This window comes from Pseudomonas sp. W15Feb9B (genome assembly GCF_000828175.1).
GTDB lineage: Bacteria > Pseudomonadota > Gammaproteobacteria > Pseudomonadales > Pseudomonadaceae > Aquipseudomonas > Aquipseudomonas parakoreensis.
The window spans coordinates 80,237-101,424 of record NZ_JTKF01000036.1 but is presented as its reverse complement, the minus strand read 5'-3'; the positions used below and the strand labels follow the sequence as shown (position 1 = coordinate 101,424).

Sequence of the window (21,188 nt, the reverse complement as noted above, 5' to 3'; positions counted from 1 at the left end):
TCCCACAGGTGGATCGTACGGCTGCTTAGTTGTGCGCGTGCAGCGCTTCGTTCAGCTCGATCGCCGATTTGTGGGTCTTGCATTCCACGGCACCGGTTTCCGAGTTGCGACGGAACAGCAGGTCGGTCTGACCGGCCAGCTCGCGCGCCTTCACAACCTTGACCAGGTTGTTGTGCTCGTCCAGCAGCGCGACCTTGGTGCCGGCGGTCACGTACAGGCCCGACTCGACGGTGTTGCGGTCGCCCAACGGAATACCGATACCGGCGTTGGCGCCGATCAGGCAGCCTTCGCCCACCTTGATCACGATGTTGCCGCCGCCCGACAAAGTGCCCATGGTCGAGCAGCCGCCGCCCAGGTCCGAGCCCTTGCCGACGAATACGCCAGCGGAAACGCGGCCTTCGATCATGCCCGGGCCTTCGGTGCCGGCGTTGAAGTTGATGAAGCCTTCGTGCATCACGGTGGTGCCTTCGCCCACGTACGCACCCAGACGCAGACGAGCGGCGTCAGCGATACGCACGCCGGCCGGCACCACGTAGTCGGTCATTTTCGGGAACTTGTCCACCGAGAACACTTCCAGCAGCTCGCCGCGCAGGCGGGCTTCGAGTTGCAGCTCGGCCAGTTCGCTCAGGTCGATCGCACCCTGGCTGGTCCAGGCCACGTTCGGCAGCAGCGGGAAGATCCCGGCCAGGCTCACGCCGTGCGGCTTGACCAGACGATGGGACAGCAGGTGCAGCTTCAGGTACGCCTCTGGCGTCGAGGTCAGCTGTGCGTCTTCGGCCAGCAGGGTGGCGACCAGCGGCTTGTGGCTTTCGGCCAGACGGGTCAGCAGTTTGCCTTGAACGGCGTCGATGCCTTTGACCGCTTCAGCCAGTTGCGCAGCCTGCGCGGTGGTGAAGGTGATGGCCTGGTTGCCTTCGGTGTAGCCGAGGATCGGCGCAACGGCAGCGACCAGTTCGGCCGACGGGTTGAGCAGTGGCTGGGCGTAGAACACTTCCAGCCAGGCACCTTGACGGTTTTGCGTGCCGACACCAAAGGCGATGCTGAACAGAGAGTTGGACATGTGAATACCTCTAGCAATAAGTGACGGGCTGCTTACTTGAGTGCGGCCGCGTAGATGTCTGGCTTGAAGCCAATCAGGGTTCGATCACCGAGATCAAGCACCGGGCGCTTGATCATCGAGGGCTGCGCGAGCATCAGTTCGATGGCTTTCGACTGGTCGAGATCGGCTTTACGTTCGTCGTCGAGTTTGCGAAAGGTCGTGCCGGCACGGTTCAACACCGTTTGCCAGCCGTGCTCGTTGCACCATTGAGTCAGGTGCTCACGGTCGATGCCGGCGGTTTTGTAGTCGTGAAAGTCGTAGCTGACAGCGTGTTCATCGAGCCAGGTGCGCGCCTTCTTCATGGTGTCGCAGGCTTTGATGCCGAAAAGGTGCAACGTTTTACTTGAAACGGTCAAGGAATCGCCCCCTTTACAGGTGCTGGAAAAAAATGGTGTCGGATTATGCCATGGCCAACGCGTTTCGCGGCGCCCGGCTTCATTTGGCAATGCAAAACCCTGTGGGAGCGAGCTTGCTCGCGAAGGGGCCGTGTCAGTCAAAATCTCTGTTAATGACACACCGTATTCGCGAGCAAGCTCGCTCCCACACTGGAATGGCGTTGCGGGCGTGCGACATAGGTGCAACGGTCAGACGTATCCTGAGCGGCTAATATGACCGTTCAACGCTGTCGATTGTCTGAGATTTCCGCTTTATGCAAACCGCTTATACCGTCCTGATCCTGCTGATGCTGGTCAGCGTCTCGCGGCTGGTCGGACGGGTCATCCCGCTGCCGCTGCCCCTGGTGCAAATCGCCGCCGGTGCCTTGCTGGCCTGGCCGACATTGGGCCTGCACGTAGCGCTGGATCCGGAGCTGTTCCTGTTTCTGTTCCTGCCGCCGCTGCTGTTCTCCGATGGCTGGCGGATGCCCAAACGCGAGTTCTGGCATTTGCGTGGGCCGATCCTGACGCTGGCGGTCGGCCTGGTGCTGTTTACCGTGGTCGGTGCCGGGTACTTCATTCACTGGCTGTTGCCGACAATTCCACTACCGGTGGCCTTCGCGCTGGCCGCTGTGCTGTCGCCGACCGACGCCGTGGCGGTGTCGGCGATCTCGCAGAACCGTTTGCCGACGCCGCTGATGCACATACTGCAGGGCGAAGCCTTGATGAACGATGCCTCGGGTCTGGTGACGTTCAAGTTTGCCCTGGTTGCGGCGGTCACCGGAGTGTTCTCACTGGCCAATGCCAGCCTGACCTTCGTGCTGGTGGCGGTCGGAGGCTTGGCCGTCGGCGTGGTGCTGAGCTGGCTGGTCGGGCGTTTGCGCGCGTGGATGATCGCCCGGGGCTGGGACGATCCGGCCACCCACGTGGTGTTCATGTTGCTGCTGCCGTTCGCGGCTTATGTGCTGGCCGAGCGGTTGGGCGCTTCGGGCATCCTGTCGGCGGTGGCGGCGGGGATGATGCAGAGCTGGCTCGATCTGTTGCCACGACAGACCAGCACTCGCTTGCTCAACCGTAGCGTCTGGTCATTGCTCGAATTTGCCTTCAACGGTCTGATCTTTCTGCTGCTGGGCCTGCAATTGCCGGACATCATCAAAGCGGTGGTCAGCCACGAGCCGACGTTGTGGCCGACGCTGCTGTACCGTGGCCTCGATGTGGTGGCGATCTTCCTCGCACTGGTGCTGTTGCGCTTTATCTGGGTGCAGAGCATCTGGCGCCTGTCGGTACTGCTGCGCCGTTTGCGCGGCAAGGGCGACCTGACGCAAGTGCCGACCGCGCGATCCTGCTGGCTGCTGACCGTCGGCGGTGTGCGCGGTGCGGTGACGCTGGCCGGTGTGATGTCGGTGCCGATGTTGATGGGGGCCGAGGCGTTCCCCGAGCGCGATCTGCTGATTTTCATCGCCGCCGGGGTGATTCTGTTGTCGCTGATTTGCGCCTGCATCGCTTTGCCATTGCTGCTGCGCGGCATCGAGAAAAGTCCGGACGACAAGCGCCGTCAGGAAGTGCGCGATGCCTGGCGCAAGACCGCCGAGGCGGCGATCCATGCGCTGGAAACCGAAGAGGTCGCGCCGCAGGATGCTGCTCAGGCAGCACTCTCGGCCGAACTCAAGGCGCGGATCATGTCCGAGTACCGGCATCAGCTAGAAGTGTTCAACGATTCGGCTGAAGCCCAGGCGCTGGCGTTCCAGATGGATCTGCTGGAACGCCGTTTGCGACTCAAGGCGCTGCGGGCGCAGCGCCTTGAGTTGTATAGCCTGAGCCGTCATCACCAGATTGGTGATGATGTGCTCAGAGAAGTATTGAGCGAGCTTGATTTGAGCGAGGCAAATCTGGGGCAGGTCAAATAGTCCGATACGGACCTGACAGGCTCACTGACTCTCGGGGTAGGGGTAAGCGTTCGACATGAAGGTTTTATCCTGTTCGCTGAGACCCAGATTGATGAAGATCTGGAAGTCACCGAGTGTCCAGGACTGGCTGACGGGATAGTGCATGATCGACTTCTGGTCGTAATCTGAATAAATGCTTTCGTCGGGATTGCCGACGTCAAAGTACCAATCGTGCAGTCGTTTGCGCGTCACGCTGGCCTGGTAGTTGTCTTCTTCCGGGTCGGCAGTTATTCCGTGTTGTTTATAAATGGCCGGTTTGTCCCAGGGAATGTTTGCCGTGGGGTTGGTCTGTTCATGTTCTGCACCGAGCATGTGACCGAACTCATGCATGACATTGGCTGCGAAATAACGTGCCTGGCTCGGTGGGTGTGGCCAGAGTCTCATGGTCGGCTCATCGGGATGTAAGAGAGCATCGGTACCGATCAGAGAGGAAAACGTTCCCGGTTGACTGAGTATGCGGATATCGCCTTCTTCACCTTCGACGAAATCGAACTTCAAGTTGATGTGCGGCAACCAGTTGCTGGCGGCGGCGATCGTTTCGTCCTTGAATGCCTGCGTACCGTTGAGGAACGCGATGCGAAGTGTGCTGCCGGGAGTCCAGAATTTTGCCGGATTGTTTTTAGCCCACATTTTTCTGAGTCTCCCAAGTGCATGTGATAGTGCGGGAGGCGCGTGTGTTTTTGAATTGCTTGCTTGGCTGAAGCCGGGTTGAGTGCATAACTGAACATCCATGTTTTCATTCTTCAGGTTTAACTTATCCGGTTGCTTATTGTTCCCGGGAAGTTGCTTTGAATGAGGGATGCTAGTGACTGAGCTGGAGTCGGTAAATTGAATATATGTACGGTTTTATGACCGGTTACCGTGCCAGCGGAACTGGCACGGTAAAGACACTTACGCCTGGCGAGAGACAAACGCGCGAATCCGCTCTGCGGCCTCGACGCATTCAGCCAGTGGCGCAACCAGCGCCATGCGCACTCGACCGGCGCCCGGATTCACACCGTCTACCTCGCGGGACAGATACGAGCCTGGCACCACGGTCACGTGTTCCTGCTCGAACAGGTCGCGACAGAACGCCGCGTCGTCACCTTGTACGTTCGGCCACAGATAGAAACTGCCGTCCGGACGCTGCACGTCCATCACCGGGCTGAGGATCGCCAAGACAGCGTCGAATTTCTCGCGGTACAGCGCACGGTTGGCGCGCACATGCACTTCGTCATTCCACGCCGCAACGCTGGCCAGTTGGGTTTGCACCGGCATCGCGCAGCCGTGGTAGGTGCGGTAGAGCAGGAAGCCTTTGAGGATATCGGCGTCGCCCGCGACGAAACCGGAACGCAGTCCCGGCAGGTTGGAGCGCTTGGACAGGCTGTGGAACACCACGCAACGCTTGAAGTCCTTGCGGCCCAGTTCGACACACGCACTGAGCAGGCCCGGCGGTGGGGTCTGTTCGTCGAAGTACAGTTCGCTGTAGCACTCGTCGGCGGCGATCACGAAGTCGTGTTCGTCGGCCAGGGCGATGAGTTTTTTCAGCACATCGACCGGGATCAGCGCGCCGGTCGGATTGCCCGGCGAACACAGGAACAGGATCTGGCAGCGTTTCCAGATGTCTGGCGAGACTGCGTCGAAATCCGGGTTGAAGCCATTTTCGTCCAGGCACGGCAGGTAGTGCGGCTTGGCGCCGGCGAGGAACGCTGCCCCTTCGTAGATCTGATAGAACGGATTCGGGCTGACCACCAGTGCATCGTCACCGCGATTGACCACGGTCTGGGTAAAGGCGAATAGCGCTTCGCGGGTGCCGTTGACCGGCAGCACGTTGCGCGCCGGATCAATCCAGCCGCTTGGTACGCCGAAGCGACGTTCGCACCAGCCGGCGATGGCTTCGCGCAGGGCCGGAATGCCGAGAGTGGTCGGGTACACCGCCATCTGATCCAGATTGTTCGCCAGCGCTTCGGCGACAAAGCTTGGCGAACGGTGTTTCGGCTCGCCGATCGACAGGGCGATCGGGCGTTTGTCCGGGTTCGGCGTCACGCTGCCGAGCAAGGCGCGGAGCTTTTCGAACGGGTAAGGCTGGAGCTGGTTCAGAGCGTTGTTCATGGGGACCTCGTTCAATGTGGAGAGAACTCCGTGGCGAGGGGATTTATCCCCGATCGGCTGCGCAGCAGCCGCAAAACCATCGCGTGCGGTGTAACGGATACTCCGCGATTGCCGGTTCGGGGCTGCTTCGCAACCCATCGGGGATGAATCCCCTCACCACAAAAGCCCCGGCAGCTATATCTGCCTCCACAGGGGTAGTTTGCTGATTCAAATACTGATGCGCGAAAGCTTGATATCCGGTTCCTGATTGACGCTCAGTTGCTCGACGATTGCGTCCTGCAAGCGGCTGCACAGCAGTGGGTCGGAGAGCGGCTGGTTGTGGGCGTCGGTGATGAAGAACACGTCTTCCACGCGTTCGCCCAGGGTCGCAATCTTGGCGTTCTGCAGCGACAGGTCGAACTCGAGGAAGATCCCGCCGACCCGCGCCAGCAGGCCCGGGCGATCAGGGGCGGTGAGTTCCAGCACCGTCACCGGACGCTGAGCGTCGTTGTGGATCGTTACCTGCGGCGCGAAGGCAAAGTGCTTGAGCTGGCGCGGCACCCGGCGCTGGATGATCGTCGGGTAGTCGTCCGGGTTGCGCAGCGCTTCGGTCAAACCGTCGCGAATCTGTTTGATCCGTGTCGGGTTGTCGCCGATGGATTCACCGTCGTTGTCGAGCACGATATAGGTGTCGAGGGTGAACTGGCTGCTTGAGGTGATGACCCTGGCGTCATGAATGTTCAGGTTGAGCTGATCCATCGCGGCCACGGTCACGGCGAAGAAGTCGTGCTGATCCGGCGCATAGATGAAGATCTGCGTGCCGCCCTCGAACTCGCGCTGGGTGGTTTCCTTGATCAGCACCAGCGGGCCGCCATCGGCCGGTTGCTGCAGGATCGCGTCACTGTGCCAGGCCACGTCGCCAGCGGTGTGACGCAGGAAATAGTCATCGCCCAGTTGTGCCCACAACTGCTCGACGTCGTCCGGATCGGTGCCGCCACGCACGAGGATGTCCAGTGCGGCGCTCTGGGTCTGGCGGATCTGCTCTTCGCGATCCACCGGGTTTTCCAGGCCACGACGCAGAGCGCGTTTGGTCTCGGTATAGAGCTGGCGCAACAGGCTGGCGCGCCAGGAGTTCCACAGCGTCGGGTTGGTCGCGTTGATATCGGCAACCGTCAGCACGTACAGGTAGTCCAGACGGGTTTCGTCGCTGACGATCTGCGCGAAATCATGGATCACCTGCGGATCGGACAGATCCTTGCGCTGCGCGGTGGTCGACATTACCAAGTGGTTCTGCACCAGCCAGACGATCAGGCGGCTGTCCCACAGCGGCAACTGATGGCGCTGGCAGAATGCTTCGGCATCGACCGCGCCGATGTCCGAGTGATCGCCATGCCGGCCCTTGCCGATGTCATGGTACAGGCCGGCCATGTAAATGAGCTCAGGCTTGGGCAGTTTGGCCATGAGCTTGGCGGCCAGCGGGAATTTTTCCGACACCTGGGTGTACTGCAACTTACGCAGGTGTTTGATCAGGTTCAGGGTGTGCGCATCGACCGTATAAATGTGGAACAGGTCGTGCTGCATTTGCCCGACGATAAAGCCGAACTCCGGCAGATAACGCCCGAGGATGCCGTAGCGGTTCATCCGGCGCAGGTTGCGGTGCACGCCGATCTTGCACTTGAACAGCTCGATGAACAGGCTGGTATTGCGGATATCGTTGCGGAAATTGTCGTCGATCAGGTGCCGGTTCTCGCGCAGCAGACGAATGGTGTCGGCGCGCACACCTTTGATTTCTGGCTGCTGGGCCATCAACACGAAAATCTCGAGCATGGCGAACGGCGTGCGACGGAACACGTTGTCGTTGCGCGCTTCGATGTAGCCGTCGTGCAACTGGAAGCGCGAGTTGATCGGCTGCGGCGGTGCTTCGTCTTCCGGGGCGAGGATGACTTCCTCGAAATGCTGGATGATCAGGTCGCTGAGCTGGGCAATGCTCATCACCACGCGGAAATATTGCTGCATGAAGTTTTCGACCGCCTGTTTGGCGTCGTCGCCTTCAAAGCCGAGCAGGCCGGCAATGGTCCGTTGATGATCGAACAGCAGACGGTCTTCGGAGCGACCGGCGAGCATGTGCAGGGCATAGCGCACTTTCCACAGAAATTCCTGGGACGACGCCAGCAGGGCGTTTTCGCTCTCGACCAGAAAACCTTCGCCGGCCAGGGCGCGCAGGTTCAGGGTGCCGTACTGACGCCGGGCCACCCACAGAATCGTCTGGATATCCCGCAGGCCGCCGGGCGAGCCTTTGACGTTGGGTTCCAGGTTGTATTCGGTGTCGTTGTACTTGTGGTGGCGGGCCTTCTGTTCGGCGCGCTTGGCCAGGAAAAACTCCTTGGCCGGCCACATGTGGGCCGTGCTGGTGACATCAAGCATGCGCTGACGCAGGCGCTCGGGGCCGCAGATGGTGCGGCTTTCCATCAGGTTGGTGACCACGGTCAGGTCGGCACGGGCTTCCTCGGCGCATTCATCGACCGAGCGTACGCTCTGGCCGACTTCCAGGCCGATGTCCCACAGCAGCGTCAGAAAACGCTCGATGGAGTCGCGGAAAACTTCGTGATCGGCGCTGTCCAGCAGGATCAGCAAGTCGATGTCAGAGTAGGGATGCAACTCGCCCCGGCCATAGCCACCGACCGCGACCAGCGCGATGTCGGCGTCTTCGCTCCAGTTGAACTGCTCCCAGGCCTTTTGCAGGATGTTGTCGACGAACCATGCGCGGTCTTCGATCAGGCGGCGGATGTCGCGGCCATTGCGAAAACGCGTATCGAGGACCTCGCGCGCCTGGCGGATCGCCTTTTTGAACGCCGCGATAGGACTCGCTTTCAGGGCCAGTTCAGCCTGGAACTGGCCGCGGTCGAAGAGTTCGGGATCCACCTGCGGCATCGATTGGCTTTCCTTCTATAAAGGTGGGAGCGTTCTACGGGTCAGGCCGAGACGCGCGGGATGGTGTCGTCGGCGCGCAGGGTGAAGATCTCGTAGCCGGTGTCGGTCACCAGCAGGGTGTGTTCCCACTGCGCCGAGAGCTTGCGGTCTTTGGTGATCGCGGTCCAGCCGTCGCCCAGCACCTTGGTGTCGGCTTTGCCCTGGTTGATCATCGGCTCGATGGTGAAGGTCATGCCGGCCCTCAGTTCCATGCCGGTGCCGGCGCGGCCGTAGTGCAGGATCTGCGGTTCTTCGTGGAACACCTTGCCGATGCCGTGGCCGCAGAACTCGCGAACCACCGAGAAGCCGTTCTTTTCCGCGTGCTTCTGGATGACTTCACCGATGTCGCCGAGGCGGCAGCCAGGTTTGACGATCTCGATTGCCTTGTACATGCATTCCTGAGTGACCTGCGACAGGCGCTCGGCCCAGACAGGTACTTCGCCAACGTGGAACATGCGGCTGGTGTCGCCGTGGTAACCGTCCTTGATCACGGTGACGTCGATGTTCAGGGTGTCACCGTTTTTCAGCGGCTTATCGTTTGGAATGCCGTGGCAGACCACATGGTTGATCGAGGTGCAGATCGACTTCGGAAAACCCTTGTAGTTAAGCGGGGCCGGGATGGCCTGCTGCACGTTGACGATGTAGTCGTGGCAGATCTGGTTCAGTTGATCGGTGGTCACGCCCGGTTTGACGTGTTCGGCAATCATTTCCAGCACATCGGCGGCCAGTTTGCCGGCGACACGCATGCCAGCGATGTCCTCGGGGGTTTTGAGGTTGACGGTCATACAGGCTCTCTCTGCGCTCGGCGGCGCTTGCTGATACGGATAGGGTGGCAGGTGTACGTTTTGCGACCCTGAAAAACCCGATTCTAACAGACGAAAGGCGCAAATCCGCGCCTGCGTACATCGTCTCTCTCTATACAATGGTGTGCCTGACGGCGATTCCAAGGGGGCTGCGCCCATGTCTCTGGTGCGAATACAGATTCCGGGTTCCGTTTCTGTGCACCCTGTGGTATAAAATGCGCCGCTTTCCGGGGATGCCCCGAGAAGCTTAAATCCACACACGTGTCGACACGATGACCTGGGTGCCTTTGGCTTTATGCCACTGGTTGGTCATTGGGATACGTGGAGGCCAAACCCGACTTATTAAGGAACTATCATGTCCCAAGTCAACATGCGCGATATGCTGAAGGCCGGTGTGCACTTCGGTCACCAAACCCGTTACTGGAATCCGAAAATGGGTAAGTACATTTTCGGCGCGCGTAACAAGATTCACATCATCAACCTTGAAAAAACCCTGCCAATGTTCAACGAAGCTCTGACTTTCGTAGAGCGTCTGGCCCAGGGCAAAAACAAGATTCTGTTCGTCGGCACCAAGCGTTCCGCTGGCAAGATCGTTGCTGAAGAAGCAGCACGTTGCGGTTCGCCGTACGTCGACCACCGCTGGTTGGGCGGCATGCTGACCAACTTCAAAACCATTCGTGCTTCCATCAAGCGTCTGCGTGACCTTGAAGTTCAAGCCGAAGACGGTACTTTCGCCAAGCTGACCAAGAAAGAAGCGCTGATGCGCTCCCGTGACCTGGAAAAGCTGGATCGCTCCCTGGGCGGCATCAAGGACATGGGCGGTCTGCCAGACGCACTGTTCGTGATCGACGTTGACCACGAGCGCATCGCGATCACCGAAGCCAACAAGCTGGGCATCCCGGTCATCGGCGTTGTCGATACCAACAGCAGCCCGGAAGGCGTTGACTACATCATCCCAGGCAACGATGACGCAATCCGCGCTATCCAGCTGTACATGGGTTCGATGGCTGACGCAGTGATCCGTGGTCGCAACAATGTTGCTGGCGGCACTGTTGAATTCGCAGCTGAAGAAACTCAGGCTGCAGCTGAGTAATCGACGCCCTGGCGTTGACTCAGTAAGCAAAAAGGGGGCTTGGCCCCCTTTTTGCCACCTCGAAAACCGTTTGTTGGCGCCCACGTGTGGCAGCGCACCTCCTGCATTTGTAACGTGCAGCAGCTACAAGGTGTTTCGGGAAGAATTGAACGCCCGTTCGATCGGGTGGAATGGTTGAAAACCTATCCAAGAGGAATTTGAAAATGGCAGCAATTACTGCAGCGTTGGTTAAAGAACTGCGCGAGCGTACCGGCGAAGGCATGATGGACTGCAAGAAAGCCCTGGAAAAGGCTGACGGCGACATCGAAAAAGCCATTGATGACATGCGTGCTTCGGGCGCGATCAAGGCTGCGAAAAAGGCTGGCAACGTTGCCGCTGAAGGCGCAATCGCAATCAAGGACGACGGTAAAGCTGCCGTTATCCTGGAAGTGAACTCGCAGACCGACTTCCTGGCTCTGCAAGACGACTTCAAAAACTTTGTTGCTGCTAGCGTAGAAAAAGCCTTCGCTGACAAGCTGACCGACGCTGCTCCGCTGATCGCTGCTCAAGAAGCCGCTCGCGAAGCACTGGTTGCCAAAGTAGGCGAAAACGTCAACATCCGTCGTCTGACCCGTATCGAAGGTGACGTTGTAGGTTCCTACCTGCACGGCAACAAGATCGGTGTTGTTGTGGCTCTGAAAGGCGGCGACGTCGAGCTGGCCAAAGACATCGCGATGCACGTAGCTGCAAGCAACCCTGAGTTCCTGCTGCCTTCGCAGGTTTCGGCTGAAGCGATCGAGCGTGAAAAAGCTGTGTTCCTGCAGCTGAACGAAGAGAAGATCAAAGGCAAGCCGGAAAACATTGTTGAGAACATGGTCAAAGGCCGTATCAGCAAGTTCCTGGCAGAAGCGAGCCTGGTTGAGCAGGCGTTCGTCAAGAACCCTGAAATCAAGGTTGGCGAGCTGGCCAAGAAAGGCGGCGCAGAAATCGTTTCCTTCACTTACTTCAAAGTAGGCGAAGGCATCGAGAAGCCGGTCGACAACTTCGCTGAAGAAGTTGCTGCCCAGCTGGCTGCCGCCAAGCAATAAGACGGTTTTTCAACTGTCGCCCGAAAGAGGCTGCCCGCTCACGCGCGCAGCCTCTTTTCAGATGGGTTACCAATTTTTAATTGGTTTCCACTGGGAACTGACTTACAAAGCCAGGTTCCGATGGCGCTGAAGCAGCGCCAAGCTAGAGTGAACGGCAGCTGTAAAACAGCTTGCACAGATTTTTTTAAATACGCCGCAGGAGAGATTCGCAATGGCTCAGCAGGGCAGTGGTTATCAGGCTCGCTATAAACGCATTCTACTCAAGCTTAGCGGCGAGGCCCTGATGGGCTCGGAAGAGTTCGGGATCGATCCAAAAGTGCTGGATCGGATGGCGCTGGAAGTCGGCCAGTTGGTCGGCATCGGCGTACAGGTCGGTCTGGTGATCGGCGGTGGCAACCTGTTTCGTGGCGAGGCCTTGAGCAAGGCCGGCATGGATCGGGTGACAGGCGACCACATGGGCATGCTGGCCACTGTGATGAACGCCCTGGCCATGCGCGACGCGCTGGAACGTGCCAATATCTCGGCCATCGTGATGTCGGCCATTTCCATGGTTGGCGTGACCGATCACTATGATCGCCGCAAAGCCATGCGCCACCTGAACTCCAAGGACGTGGTGATTTTCGCGGCCGGTACCGGCAATCCGTTCTTTACCACGGATTCGGCAGCCTGCCTGCGTGCCATCGAAATCGATGCCGACGTCGTGCTGAAAGCGACCAAGGTCGATGGCGTCTACACTGCCGACCCATTCAAGGATCCGCATGCCGAGAAGTTCGATCATCTGACATATGATGAAGTGCTGGATCGCAAGCTGGGTGTGATGGATCTGACAGCTATTTGCCTGTGCCGCGATCACAAGATGCCGCTGCGCGTATTCAACATGAACAAGCCCGGCGCCCTGCTGAACATCGTACATGGCGGCGCTGAAGGAACCCTGATCGAGGAAGTTCAACAATGATCAACGAAATCAAGAAAGACGCCAAAGAGCGCATGCAGAAGTCGGTGGAATCGCTGTCCCACAACTTCGGTCGCATCCGTACCGGTCAGGCGCACCCAAGCATCCTGGAAGGTGTGATGGTGCCGTACTACGGCGCTGACACTCCGATCAAGCAAGTGGCCAACATCACTGTCAAAGACGCCCGTACCCTGCAAGTCGTTGCGTTCGAACGCAACATGCTGGGTGCCGTCGACAAGGCGATCGGCAGTGCAGGCCTGAACCTGAACCCGACCAACCTCGGTGAGTTGCTGCTCATCAGTATGCCGGCCCTGACCGAAGAAACCCGTCGTGGCTTCACCAAGCAAGCGCGTGACGTTGCTGAAGACGCGCGTGTTGCCGTGCGCAACATTCGTCGTGACGCGAACAGCTCGCTGAAGGACCTGGTCAAGGAAAAAGAGATCAGTGAAGACGAAGAGCGTCGCGCGACTGGCGAGATCGACGATCTGACCAAGAAATTCGTGGCTGAAATCGACGCGAAGCTGGCAGAGAAAGAAAAAGACCTGATGGCCGTATAAGGGTCGCGTTTCAATGGAAAAGACCAAGCAGTCTGCGCCGTCCGCGGTGCCGCGCCATGTCGCGATCATCATGGATGGCAATAATCGCTGGGCGAAAAAACGCTTTATGCCGGGTGTCGCCGGGCATAAAGCCGGCGTGGATGCTGTGCGGGCGGTAATCGAGGTGTGCGCCGAGGCCAAGGTCGAAGTGCTCACCCTGTTCGCCTTTTCCAGTGAAAACTGGCAGCGCCCGGCCGATGAGGTCAGTGCCTTGATGGACCTGTTCTTCAAGGCCCTGCGTCGTGAGGCCAAGCGCCTCAACGACAACAACATCAGCTTGCGCATCATCGGTGATCGCTCGCGCTTCCACCCTGAGCTTCAGGCGGCGATGCGCGAAGCCGAGGCCATGACCGCGGGTGCCAACCGCTTTATTCTGCAGATCGCCGCCAACTACGGCGGTCAGTGGGATATTGCTCAGGCAGCGCAACGTCTGGCGCGTGAGGTTCAGGCCGGGCATCTGCGTCCGGAAGACATCACTCCGGAGCTGTTGCAAACCTGTCTGGCGACCGGCGACCTGCCGCTGCCGGACTTGTGCATCCGTACCGGTGGCGAGCACCGCATCAGCAACTTCCTGCTGTGGCAACTGGCGTATGCCGAGTTGTACTTCTCCGACCTGTTCTGGCCGGACTTCAAACACGAAGCCATGCGCACTGCGCTGGCCGATTTCGCTTCGCGCCAGCGTCGCTTCGGTAAAACGAGCGAACAGGTCGAAGCTGGAGCCCGGGTTTAATGCTTAAACAACGAATCATCACTGCGCTGATCCTGCTGCCGATCGCTCTGTGCGGTTTTTTCCTGCTCGAGGGTTCCGGTTTTGCGCTGTTCATCGGTCTGGTCGTGAGCCTGGGTGCCTGGGAATGGGCGCGTCTGGCTGGCTTTACCGCGCAGTCGTTCCGTGTCGGCTTTGCCGCTGTCGTCGCGCTGATGCTGTTCGTCATGTACGTCCTGCCGGGTCTTGCCCCTTGGGTGTTGGGTGCTTCGGTGTTGTGGTGGGCGGTGGCGACTTACCTGGTGCTGACGTATCCACGCTCGAGCGAGCATTGGTCCACCGCAGCCACCAAACTGGTGATCGGCTTGCTGATCTTGCTGCCGGCCTGGCAGGGGCTGGTTCAGATCAAACAGTACCCGCTGGGTAACTGGCTGATCATGGCGGTGATGGTGCTGGTCTGGGGTGCCGACATCGGTGCTTACTTCTCCGGCCGTGCTTTCGGCAAGCACAAGCTGGCGCCGCAGGTCAGTCCTGGTAAGAGTTGGGAAGGTGTTTACGGTGGTCTGGCGCTGAGTCTGGTGATCACCGCGATCGTCGGTCTGGTTCGCGACTGGACGGTGGCTGAGCTGCTCAAGGGGCTGATCGGTGCTGCATTGATCGTATTCATTTCGGTGGTGGGCGACCTCACCGAAAGCATGTTCAAGCGTCAGTCCGGCATCAAGGACAGCAGTAACCTGCTGCCAGGCCATGGCGGCGTGCTTGATCGCATCGACAGCCTGACCGCGGCGATCCCGATTTTCGCTGTCTTGCTGTGGATGGCTGCACCGTGAGCCGTCCTCAACAGATCACTGTTCTGGGGGCTACCGGTTCGATTGGCCTGAGCACCCTCGACGTCATCGCGCGTCATCCTGAGCGCTATCAGGTGTTCGCCCTGAGCGGCTTCACGCGCCTGAGCGAGTTGCTGGCCTTGTGCGTGCGCCATGTGCCGCAATTCGCAGTCGTGCCGGAAGTGGCAGCGGCGCGCGGTTTGCAGGATGACCTGCGGGCTGCCGGTCTGCCCACTCGCGTGCTGGTGGGGGAGGAGGGCCTGTGTCAGGTTGCCTCTGCACCTGAAGTGGATGCCGTGATGGCGGCCATCGTCGGTGCCGCGGGCCTGCGCCCGACGCTAGCGGCGGTGGAGGCTGGCAAGAAGATCCTGCTGGCCAATAAAGAGGCGCTGGTGATGTCCGGCGCGCTGTTCATGCAGGCCGTGCACAAGAGCGGCTCGGTGCTGCTGCCGATCGACAGCGAGCACAACGCGATCTTCCAGTGCATGCCGCAGGATTTTGCCCGTGGCCTGAGCACTGTCGGCGTGCGACGGATTTTGCTCACGGCTTCGGGCGGGCCTTTTCGCCAGACGCCGTTGAGCGAGCTGGCGCACGTTTCGCCTGATCAGGCGTGTGCGCACCCGAACTGGTCCATGGGGCGCAAGATTTCCGTGGACTCCGCCAGCATGATGAACAAGGGCCTTGAGTTGATCGAGGCCTGCTGGCTGTTCGACGCCAAGCCGTCGCAGGTCGAGGTGGTGATCCATCCGCAGAGTGTGATTCACTCGCTGGTCGACTATGTGGATGGCTCAGTGTTGGCGCAGTTGGGCAACCCTGACATGCGCACACCGATTGCCAATGCATTGGCCTGGCCCGAGCGTATCGACTCGGGTGTAGCGCCCTTGGATCTGTTTGCCATTGCGCGCCTGGACTTCGAGGCGCCCGACGAAGAGCGTTTTCCTTGCCTGCGCCTGGCGCGACAGGCAGCCGAGGCGGGTAACAGTGCGCCGGCGATGCTCAATGCGGCCAACGAAGTGGCGGTCGCCGCGTTTCTCGACGGACGGGTGGGTTATCTGGAAATCGCGAGTATCATCGAGGACGTGCTGAACCTTGAGCCAGTGGTTGCGCTGGAGGATCTGGACGCGGTGTTTACCGCAGACGCGAAAGCGCGGGCTCTGGCCGGGCAGTGGCTGAATCGTCACGGCCGATAGCCATTGCAGTACCATGGCGTCACGCGGCACTGAACAGGATTGCGGAGAAAGTAGATGAGCGCGCTCTATATGATTGCCGGCACCCTGATCGCTTTGGGTGTGTTGGTCACCTTTCACGAATTCGGCCACTTCTGGGTCGCGCGTCGCTGTGGCGTCAAGGTTCTGCGTTTTTCCGTGGGCTTCGGCATGCCCCTGTTGCGTTGGCACGACAAGCAGGGCACTGAATTTGTCGTCGCCGCGATTCCGCTGGGCGGCTACGTCAAGATGCTCGATGAGCGTGAAGGCGAAGTCCCGGCCGATCAGCTTCATCAATCCTTCAATCGTAAATCGGTGCGCCAGCGCATCGCCATTGTCGCGGCGGGGCCGATTGCCAACTTCCTGCTGGCCCTGGTGTTTTTCTGGGTGCTGGCCATGCTCGGCAGCGAGCAGATCCGCCCGGTCATTGGTGCCGTCGAGTCCGGCAGCATTGCGGCCAGGGCTGGTTTGAGTGCCGGTCAGGAAATCGTCGCCATCGATGGTGAGCCAACGTCCGGTTGGGCCGCCGTCAATTTGCAACTGGTGCGTCGACTCGGGGAAAGCGGCTCCCTGCAATTGCTCGTGCGCGAGCAGGGTTCGACCGTCGACGCGCCGCGTGAGCTGGCGCTGGATCATTGGCTCAAAGGCGCTGATGAGCCCGATCCGATTCGCTCGCTGGGTATTCGCCCATGGCGCCCGGCTTTGCCGCCAATACTGGCTGAACTCGATCCAAAGGGCCCGGCACAAGCCGCCGGTCTGAAAACCGGTGATCGCCTGCTGGCGCTCGATGGCCTGGCGCTGAATGACTGGCAGCAAGTGGTCGACAGCGTTCGTACGCGTCCTGATACCAAAATCATGCTGAAAGTCGAGCGCGATGGTGCTCAAATTGACGTCCCGGTGACCCTGGCGGCGCGCGGCGAAAGCAAGTCGCCAAGCGGTTATCTCGGGGCGGGCGTAAAAGCCGTGGACTGGCCGCCGGAAATGATTCGCGAGGTCAGTTATGGTCCGTTGGCCGCGATTGGCGAGGGTGCCCGTCGTACCTGGACCATGAGCGTGCTGACGCTGGACTCGTTGAAGAAAATGCTGTTTGGCGAGCTCTCGGTAAAAAACTTGAGTGGGCCGATAACCATTGCTAAAGTGGCGGGCGCTTCTGCCCAGTCGGGCGTTGCTGATTTCCTGAATTTCCTTGCTTATCTGAGTATTAGCCTGGGGGTTCTGAATTTGCTGCCCATTCCTGTACTGGATGGGGGGCATTTGTTGTTTTATCTGATTGAGTGGGTGCGTGGTCGCCCCTTGTCGGATCGGGTGCAAGGTTGGGGGGTGCAGATCGGTATCAGTTTGGTGGTCGGAGTGATGTTGCTTGCTCTGGTCAATGATCTGGGTCGACTGTAAAGCTTCGCTGAATTGCGAATCTGCCGCATTTTGCGGCAGTTTGTTTATTGCCAGTTGGAATAAGAAAGGACTTCATGAAACGTCTGCTGCTAACTGCGGTTCTCACCGTATTGATGATCGCCGAAGTTCACGCCGAGTCCTTCACTATCTCTGATATTCGCGTCAACGGCCTCCAGCGGGTCTCCGCGGGTAGCGTCTTTGGTGCCTTGCCGTTGAACGTCGGCGAGCAGGCGGATGATCGTCGCCTGGTGGAATCCACTCGTGCGTTGTTCAAAACCGGTTTCTTTCAAGATATCCAGCTGGGCCGCGAAGGCAACGTTCTGGTGATCACGGTCGTCGAACGTCCGTCGGTCGCCAGTATCGAGATCGAGGGCAACAAGGCGATCTCTACCGAAGACCTGATGAAAGGCCTGAAGCAGTCCGGTCTGTCCGAAGGTGAAATCTTCCAGCGTGCCACCCTCGAAGGTGTCCGTAACGAGCTGCAGCGTCAGTACGTTGCCCAGGGCCGTTACTCGGCGACCGTCGATACCGAAGTGGTCTCGCAGCCGCGCAACCGCGTGGCGCTGAAAGTGAAGATCAACGAAGGCACCGTGGCCGCGATCCAGCACATCAACGTGGTGGGTAACACGGTCTTCCCTGATGACGACCTGATCGACCTGTTCGAGCTGAAAACCACCAACTGGCTGTCGTTCTTCAAGAACGATGACAAGTACGCCCGTGAAAAGCTGTCCGGTGACCTGGAGCGTCTGCGTTCCTACTACCTGGACCGTGGTTACATCAACATGGATATCGCTTCGACCCAGGTATCCATCACCCCGGACAAGAAGCACGTCTACATCACCGTCAACATCACCGAAGGCGAGAAGTACACCGTACGTGACGTCAAGCTCAGCGGTGACCTGAAAGTCCCTGAAGACCAGGTCAAGTCGCTGTTGCTGGTGCAGAAAGGCCAGGTGTTCTCGCGCAAGCTGATGACCACCACTTCCGAACTGATCACTCGTCGCCTGGGTAACGAGGGCTACACCTTCGCCAACGTCAATGGCGTTCCTCAGCCGCATGACGACGATCACACCGTGGACATCCTGTTCGCCGTCGATCCGGGCAAGCGTGCCTACGTCAACCGTATCAATTTCCGTGGCAACACCAAGTCCGAAGACGAAGTGCTGCGTCGTGAAATGCGTCAGATGGAAGGTGGCTGGGCTTCGACCTACCTGATCGACCAGTCCAAGACCCGTCTTGAACGTCTGGGCTTCTTCAAGGAAGTGAACGTCGAGACTCCGGCTGTACCGGGTGTCGACGACCAGGTGGACGTGAACTACGCCGTTGAAGAACAAGCTTCCGGTTCGATCACCGCCAGCGTCGGTTTCGCCCAGAGCGCCGGTCTGATCCTCGGTGGTTCGATCACCCAGAACAACTTCCTGGGTACCGGTAACCGTGTGAGCGTGGGCCTGACTCGCAGCGAATACCAGAGCCGCTACAACTTCGGCTACGTTGACCCCTACTGGACCGCCGATGGCGTGAGCCTGGGTTACAACGCGTTCTATCGCACCACCGACTACAAAGATCTCAACATTGATGTAGCCAGCTATGCGGTAGACAGCCTGGGTGCCGGCGTCAACGTTGGCTATCCGATCAGCGAGACTTCGCGTCTGACCTTCGGTCTGTCCGCACAGCAGGACAAGATCAAGACCGGTCAGTACACCGTTGACGAGATCTTCGACTTCGTGAACAAGGAAGGCGATCAGTACCTGAACTTCAAGGCGTCGGCCGGCTGGTCCGAATCGACCCTGAACAAGGGTGTATTGCCGACCCGTGGCCGTTCCCAGAGCCTGACACTGGAAACCACGATTCCAGGCAGCGACCTGTCGTTCTACAAACTCGACTACCGTGGTCAGTTGTTCCAGCCGATCACCGAGAACTACACCCTGCGTCTGCACACCGAGCTGGGTTATGGCGACGGCTATGGTTCGACCGACGGCTTGCCGTTCTATGAAAACTACTATGCTGGTGGTTTCAACTCGGTTCGCGGTTTCAAGGACAGCACCTTGGGTCCTCGTAGTACGCCGAGTCGTGGTTTCGACAAAACCGGTAACGTAGGTACCATCGCTGACCCGGACCAGGATCCGTTGCCATTTGGTGGTAACGTGCTGATCCAGGGTGGTGCCGAGGTTCTGTTCCCGCTGCCATTCGTGAAGGATCAACGCTCCCTGCGGACTTCGGTATTCTGGGATGTGGGTAACGTATTCGATTCCAAGTGCCAGAAGACGACAAACGCGACAGCAGGCTCCACGTCAGACACACAGTGCAACGACATCAGCCTGAGCAACATGGCCAGTTCCGTTGGTGTGGGTGTGACCTGGGTCACCGCACTGGGTCCTCTGAGTTTTGCTCTGGCGATGCCGGTCAAGAAACCGGATAACGCTGAAACTCAAGTGTTCCAATTCTCCCTCGGCCAGACGTTCTAAGCGTCTGACCCAAGATAACGACAATGGATTTTGTAGGAGTGCATCGTGCGTAAGTTGACTCAATTGGTTCTCCTGGCCTCCGTACTGGTGGCAGGCCCGGCGTTCGCCGACATGAAAATCGCTGTTCTGAACTATCAGATGGCATTGCTGGAATCCGATGCGGCCAAGAAATACGCGGTGGATGCCGAGAAGAAGTTCGGTCCGCAACTGACCAAGCTCAAGACGCTGGAAAGCAGCGCCAAAGGCATTCAGGACCGTCTGATGGCCGGTGGCGACAAGATGCAACAGGGCGAGCGTGAGCGTCTGGAGCTTGAGTTCAAGCAAAAGGCCCGTGACTTCCAGTTCCAGTCCAAGGAACTGAACGAAGCCAAGGCAGTTGCCGACCGCGAAATGCTCAAGCAACTGAAGCCGAAACTGGATAGCGCAGTGGAAGAAGTCATCAAGAAAGGTGGTTTTGACCTGGTGTTCGAGCGTGGCGCAGTGATCGATGTCAAACCTCAGTACGACATCACGCGCCAGGTTATCGAGCGCATGAATCAGCTGAAGTAACCCATGACCGTGACTATCAAGCTCGGCCAGTTGGCTGAGTTCCTCGGCGCCACCCTGCGTGGCGACCCCGAGACGCAAATTACTGGGCTAGCCACCTTGCAGGAGGCTGGCCCAGCTCAGTTGAGCTTTCTGGCAAATCCTCAATATCGCAAATACCTGGCAAGTTCCCAGGCGGCTGCGCTATTGCTCAAGGAGGCTGATGCCGACGGTTTTGCCGGTCACGCACTGGTGGTGCCGGATCCTTACCTGGCTTATGCACGCATCTCGCACCTGTTCGATCCGAAACCGAAAGCCACTGCGGGTGTTCATCCCACAGCGGTGATTGCGCCGGATGCAGTGGTTGATCCAAGCGCCAGCATTGGTCCGTTCGTGGTGATCGAGGCGGGTGCGCGCATCGGTGCGCAGGTCACGTTGGGCGCCCATTGCGTCATCGGTGCCCGCAGTGAAATCGGTGAGGGCGGCTGGCTCGCTCCGCGGGTGACGCTGTACCACGACGTGCGCATCGGCAAGCGCGTAGTGATCCAGTCCGGTGCCGTGCTCGGTGGTGAAGGTTTCGGTTTTGCCAACGAGAAAGGTATCTGGCAGAAGATCGCCCAGATCGGTGGCGTGACCATCGGCGACGATGTCGAGATCGGCGTGAACACCGCCATCGACCGTGGTGCGCTGGCAGATACCGTGATCGGCAACGGCGTGAAACTCGACAACCAGATCCAGATCGCGCACAACGTCCAGGTTGGTGATCACACCGCCATGGCGGCGTGTGTCGGTATCTCCGGCAGCACCAAAATCGGCAAGCATTGCATGCTCGCCGGTGGTGTCGGCCTGGTTGGGCACATCGATATTTGCGACAACGTTTTCCTGACCGGGATGACCATGGTGACCCACTCGATTACCGAGCCGGGTGCCTATTCGTCCGGCACAGCTATGCAACCGGCGGCCGAATGGCGCAAAAGCGCGGCCCGCATCCGTCAGCTCGATGACCTCGCGCGACGTTTGAAGCAGCTGGAAAAGCGCGTCGGGGAAGTGACCCCCGGCAGCAATGCTTCATCTGATGGCTGATACCATTTCCATATC

Annotated in this window: 18 protein-coding genes; 12 read left to right on the top strand and 6 right to left on the bottom strand. The window is 59.2% G+C overall.

The window, feature by feature from the left end:
• Window positions 1-25: 25 nt before the first annotated feature.
• Entirely contained in the window at window positions 26-1,060 is a 1,035-nt protein-coding gene (dapD, locus tag OC71_RS19125) for a 2,3,4,5-tetrahydropyridine-2,6-dicarboxylate N-succinyltransferase (protein WP_007954762.1), read from the bottom strand.
• A 32-nt stretch (window positions 1,061-1,092) separates the two neighbouring features.
• Complete coding sequence (locus tag OC71_RS19120; RefSeq protein WP_041072357.1) at window positions 1,093-1,455, bottom strand: ArsC family reductase; 363 nt, start codon at window positions 1,453-1,455, stop codon at window positions 1,093-1,095.
• Window positions 1,456-1,748: 293 nt separating this feature from the next.
• On the opposite strand from OC71_RS19120, the gene OC71_RS19115 reads away from it, so the two are divergent.
• Complete coding sequence (locus OC71_RS19115) at window positions 1,749-3,380, top strand: Na+/H+ antiporter (protein WP_041072355.1); 1,632 nt, start codon at window positions 1,749-1,751, stop codon at window positions 3,378-3,380.
• Window positions 3,381-3,401: 21 nt separating this feature from the next.
• On the opposite strand, the gene OC71_RS19110 is transcribed toward OC71_RS19115, so the two are convergent.
• The 4 genes from OC71_RS19110 to map all read right to left on the bottom strand — a co-directional run bounded on the left by OC71_RS19110 (window position 3,402) and on the right by map (window position 9,244).
• Complete coding sequence (locus OC71_RS19110) at window positions 3,402-4,151, bottom strand: hypothetical protein (protein ID WP_256198927.1); 750 nt, start codon at window positions 4,149-4,151, stop codon at window positions 3,402-3,404.
• A gap of 159 nt (window positions 4,152-4,310) precedes the next feature.
• Window positions 4,311-5,510, bottom strand: a complete 1,200-nt coding sequence (gene dapC, locus OC71_RS19105) for a succinyldiaminopimelate transaminase (protein WP_041072351.1) — start codon at window positions 5,508-5,510, stop codon at window positions 4,311-4,313.
• Between the two features lie 207 nt (window positions 5,511-5,717).
• Complete coding sequence (locus OC71_RS19100; protein ID WP_041072349.1) at window positions 5,718-8,420, bottom strand: [protein-PII] uridylyltransferase; 2,703 nt, start codon at window positions 8,418-8,420, stop codon at window positions 5,718-5,720.
• Window positions 8,421-8,461: 41 nt separating this feature from the next.
• Complete coding sequence (map, locus tag OC71_RS19095) at window positions 8,462-9,244, bottom strand: type I methionyl aminopeptidase (protein ID WP_041072346.1); 783 nt, start codon at window positions 9,242-9,244, stop codon at window positions 8,462-8,464.
• 373 nt (window positions 9,245-9,617) lie between these two features.
• Between map and rpsB the strand changes: the two genes are divergently transcribed.
• From rpsB to lpxD, 11 genes are all read left to right on the top strand, one after another.
• Window positions 9,618-10,355, top strand: coding sequence for a 30S ribosomal protein S2 (gene rpsB, locus OC71_RS19090; protein WP_003222119.1), 738 nt, complete (start codon window positions 9,618-9,620; stop codon window positions 10,353-10,355).
• 203 nt (window positions 10,356-10,558) lie between these two features.
• Window positions 10,559-11,422, top strand: a complete 864-nt coding sequence (gene tsf, locus OC71_RS19085) for a translation elongation factor Ts (RefSeq protein WP_025110889.1) — start codon at window positions 10,559-10,561, stop codon at window positions 11,420-11,422.
• Window positions 11,423-11,633: 211 nt separating this feature from the next.
• Window positions 11,634-12,377: a UMP kinase gene (gene pyrH, locus OC71_RS19080; RefSeq protein WP_011332683.1), complete on the top strand. Its 744-nt coding sequence runs from the start codon at window positions 11,634-11,636 to the stop codon at window positions 12,375-12,377.
• Window positions 12,374-12,931, top strand: coding sequence for a ribosome recycling factor (frr, locus tag OC71_RS19075; RefSeq protein ID WP_008019552.1), 558 nt, complete (start codon window positions 12,374-12,376; stop codon window positions 12,929-12,931). Before pyrH ends, frr begins: the two co-directional genes overlap by 4 nt.
• A gap of 13 nt (window positions 12,932-12,944) precedes the next feature.
• Complete coding sequence (gene uppS, locus OC71_RS19070) at window positions 12,945-13,700, top strand: polyprenyl diphosphate synthase (protein WP_041072340.1); 756 nt, start codon at window positions 12,945-12,947, stop codon at window positions 13,698-13,700.
• Window positions 13,700-14,506, top strand: a complete 807-nt coding sequence (locus OC71_RS19065) for a phosphatidate cytidylyltransferase (RefSeq protein ID WP_041072338.1) — start codon at window positions 13,700-13,702, stop codon at window positions 14,504-14,506. Before uppS ends, OC71_RS19065 begins: the two co-directional genes overlap by 1 nt.
• Window positions 14,503-15,693: a 1-deoxy-D-xylulose-5-phosphate reductoisomerase gene (gene ispC, locus OC71_RS19060; RefSeq protein ID WP_041072336.1), complete on the top strand. Its 1,191-nt coding sequence runs from the start codon at window positions 14,503-14,505 to the stop codon at window positions 15,691-15,693. The genes OC71_RS19065 and ispC overlap by 4 nt, the downstream gene beginning before the upstream one ends.
• A 54-nt stretch (window positions 15,694-15,747) precedes the next feature.
• The gene (rseP, locus tag OC71_RS19055; protein WP_041072334.1) at window positions 15,748-17,100 is read left to right on the top strand and encodes a sigma E protease regulator RseP; all 1,353 of its coding nucleotides are present in this window, start codon (window positions 15,748-15,750) and stop codon (window positions 17,098-17,100) included.
• A gap of 74 nt (window positions 17,101-17,174) precedes the next feature.
• Window positions 17,175-19,565: an outer membrane protein assembly factor BamA gene (bamA, locus tag OC71_RS19050; RefSeq protein ID WP_041072332.1), complete on the top strand. Its 2,391-nt coding sequence runs from the start codon at window positions 17,175-17,177 to the stop codon at window positions 19,563-19,565.
• A 45-nt stretch (window positions 19,566-19,610) separates the two neighbouring features.
• Window positions 19,611-20,114 (top strand): OmpH family outer membrane protein, encoded by a 504-nt coding sequence (locus OC71_RS19045; RefSeq protein WP_003222140.1) that lies wholly within the window; start codon window positions 19,611-19,613, stop codon window positions 20,112-20,114.
• A 3-nt stretch (window positions 20,115-20,117) separates the two neighbouring features.
• Window positions 20,118-21,173 (top strand): UDP-3-O-(3-hydroxymyristoyl)glucosamine N-acyltransferase, encoded by a 1,056-nt coding sequence (gene lpxD, locus OC71_RS19040; protein ID WP_041072330.1) that lies wholly within the window; start codon window positions 20,118-20,120, stop codon window positions 21,171-21,173.
• Window positions 21,174-21,188 lie beyond the last annotated feature (15 nt).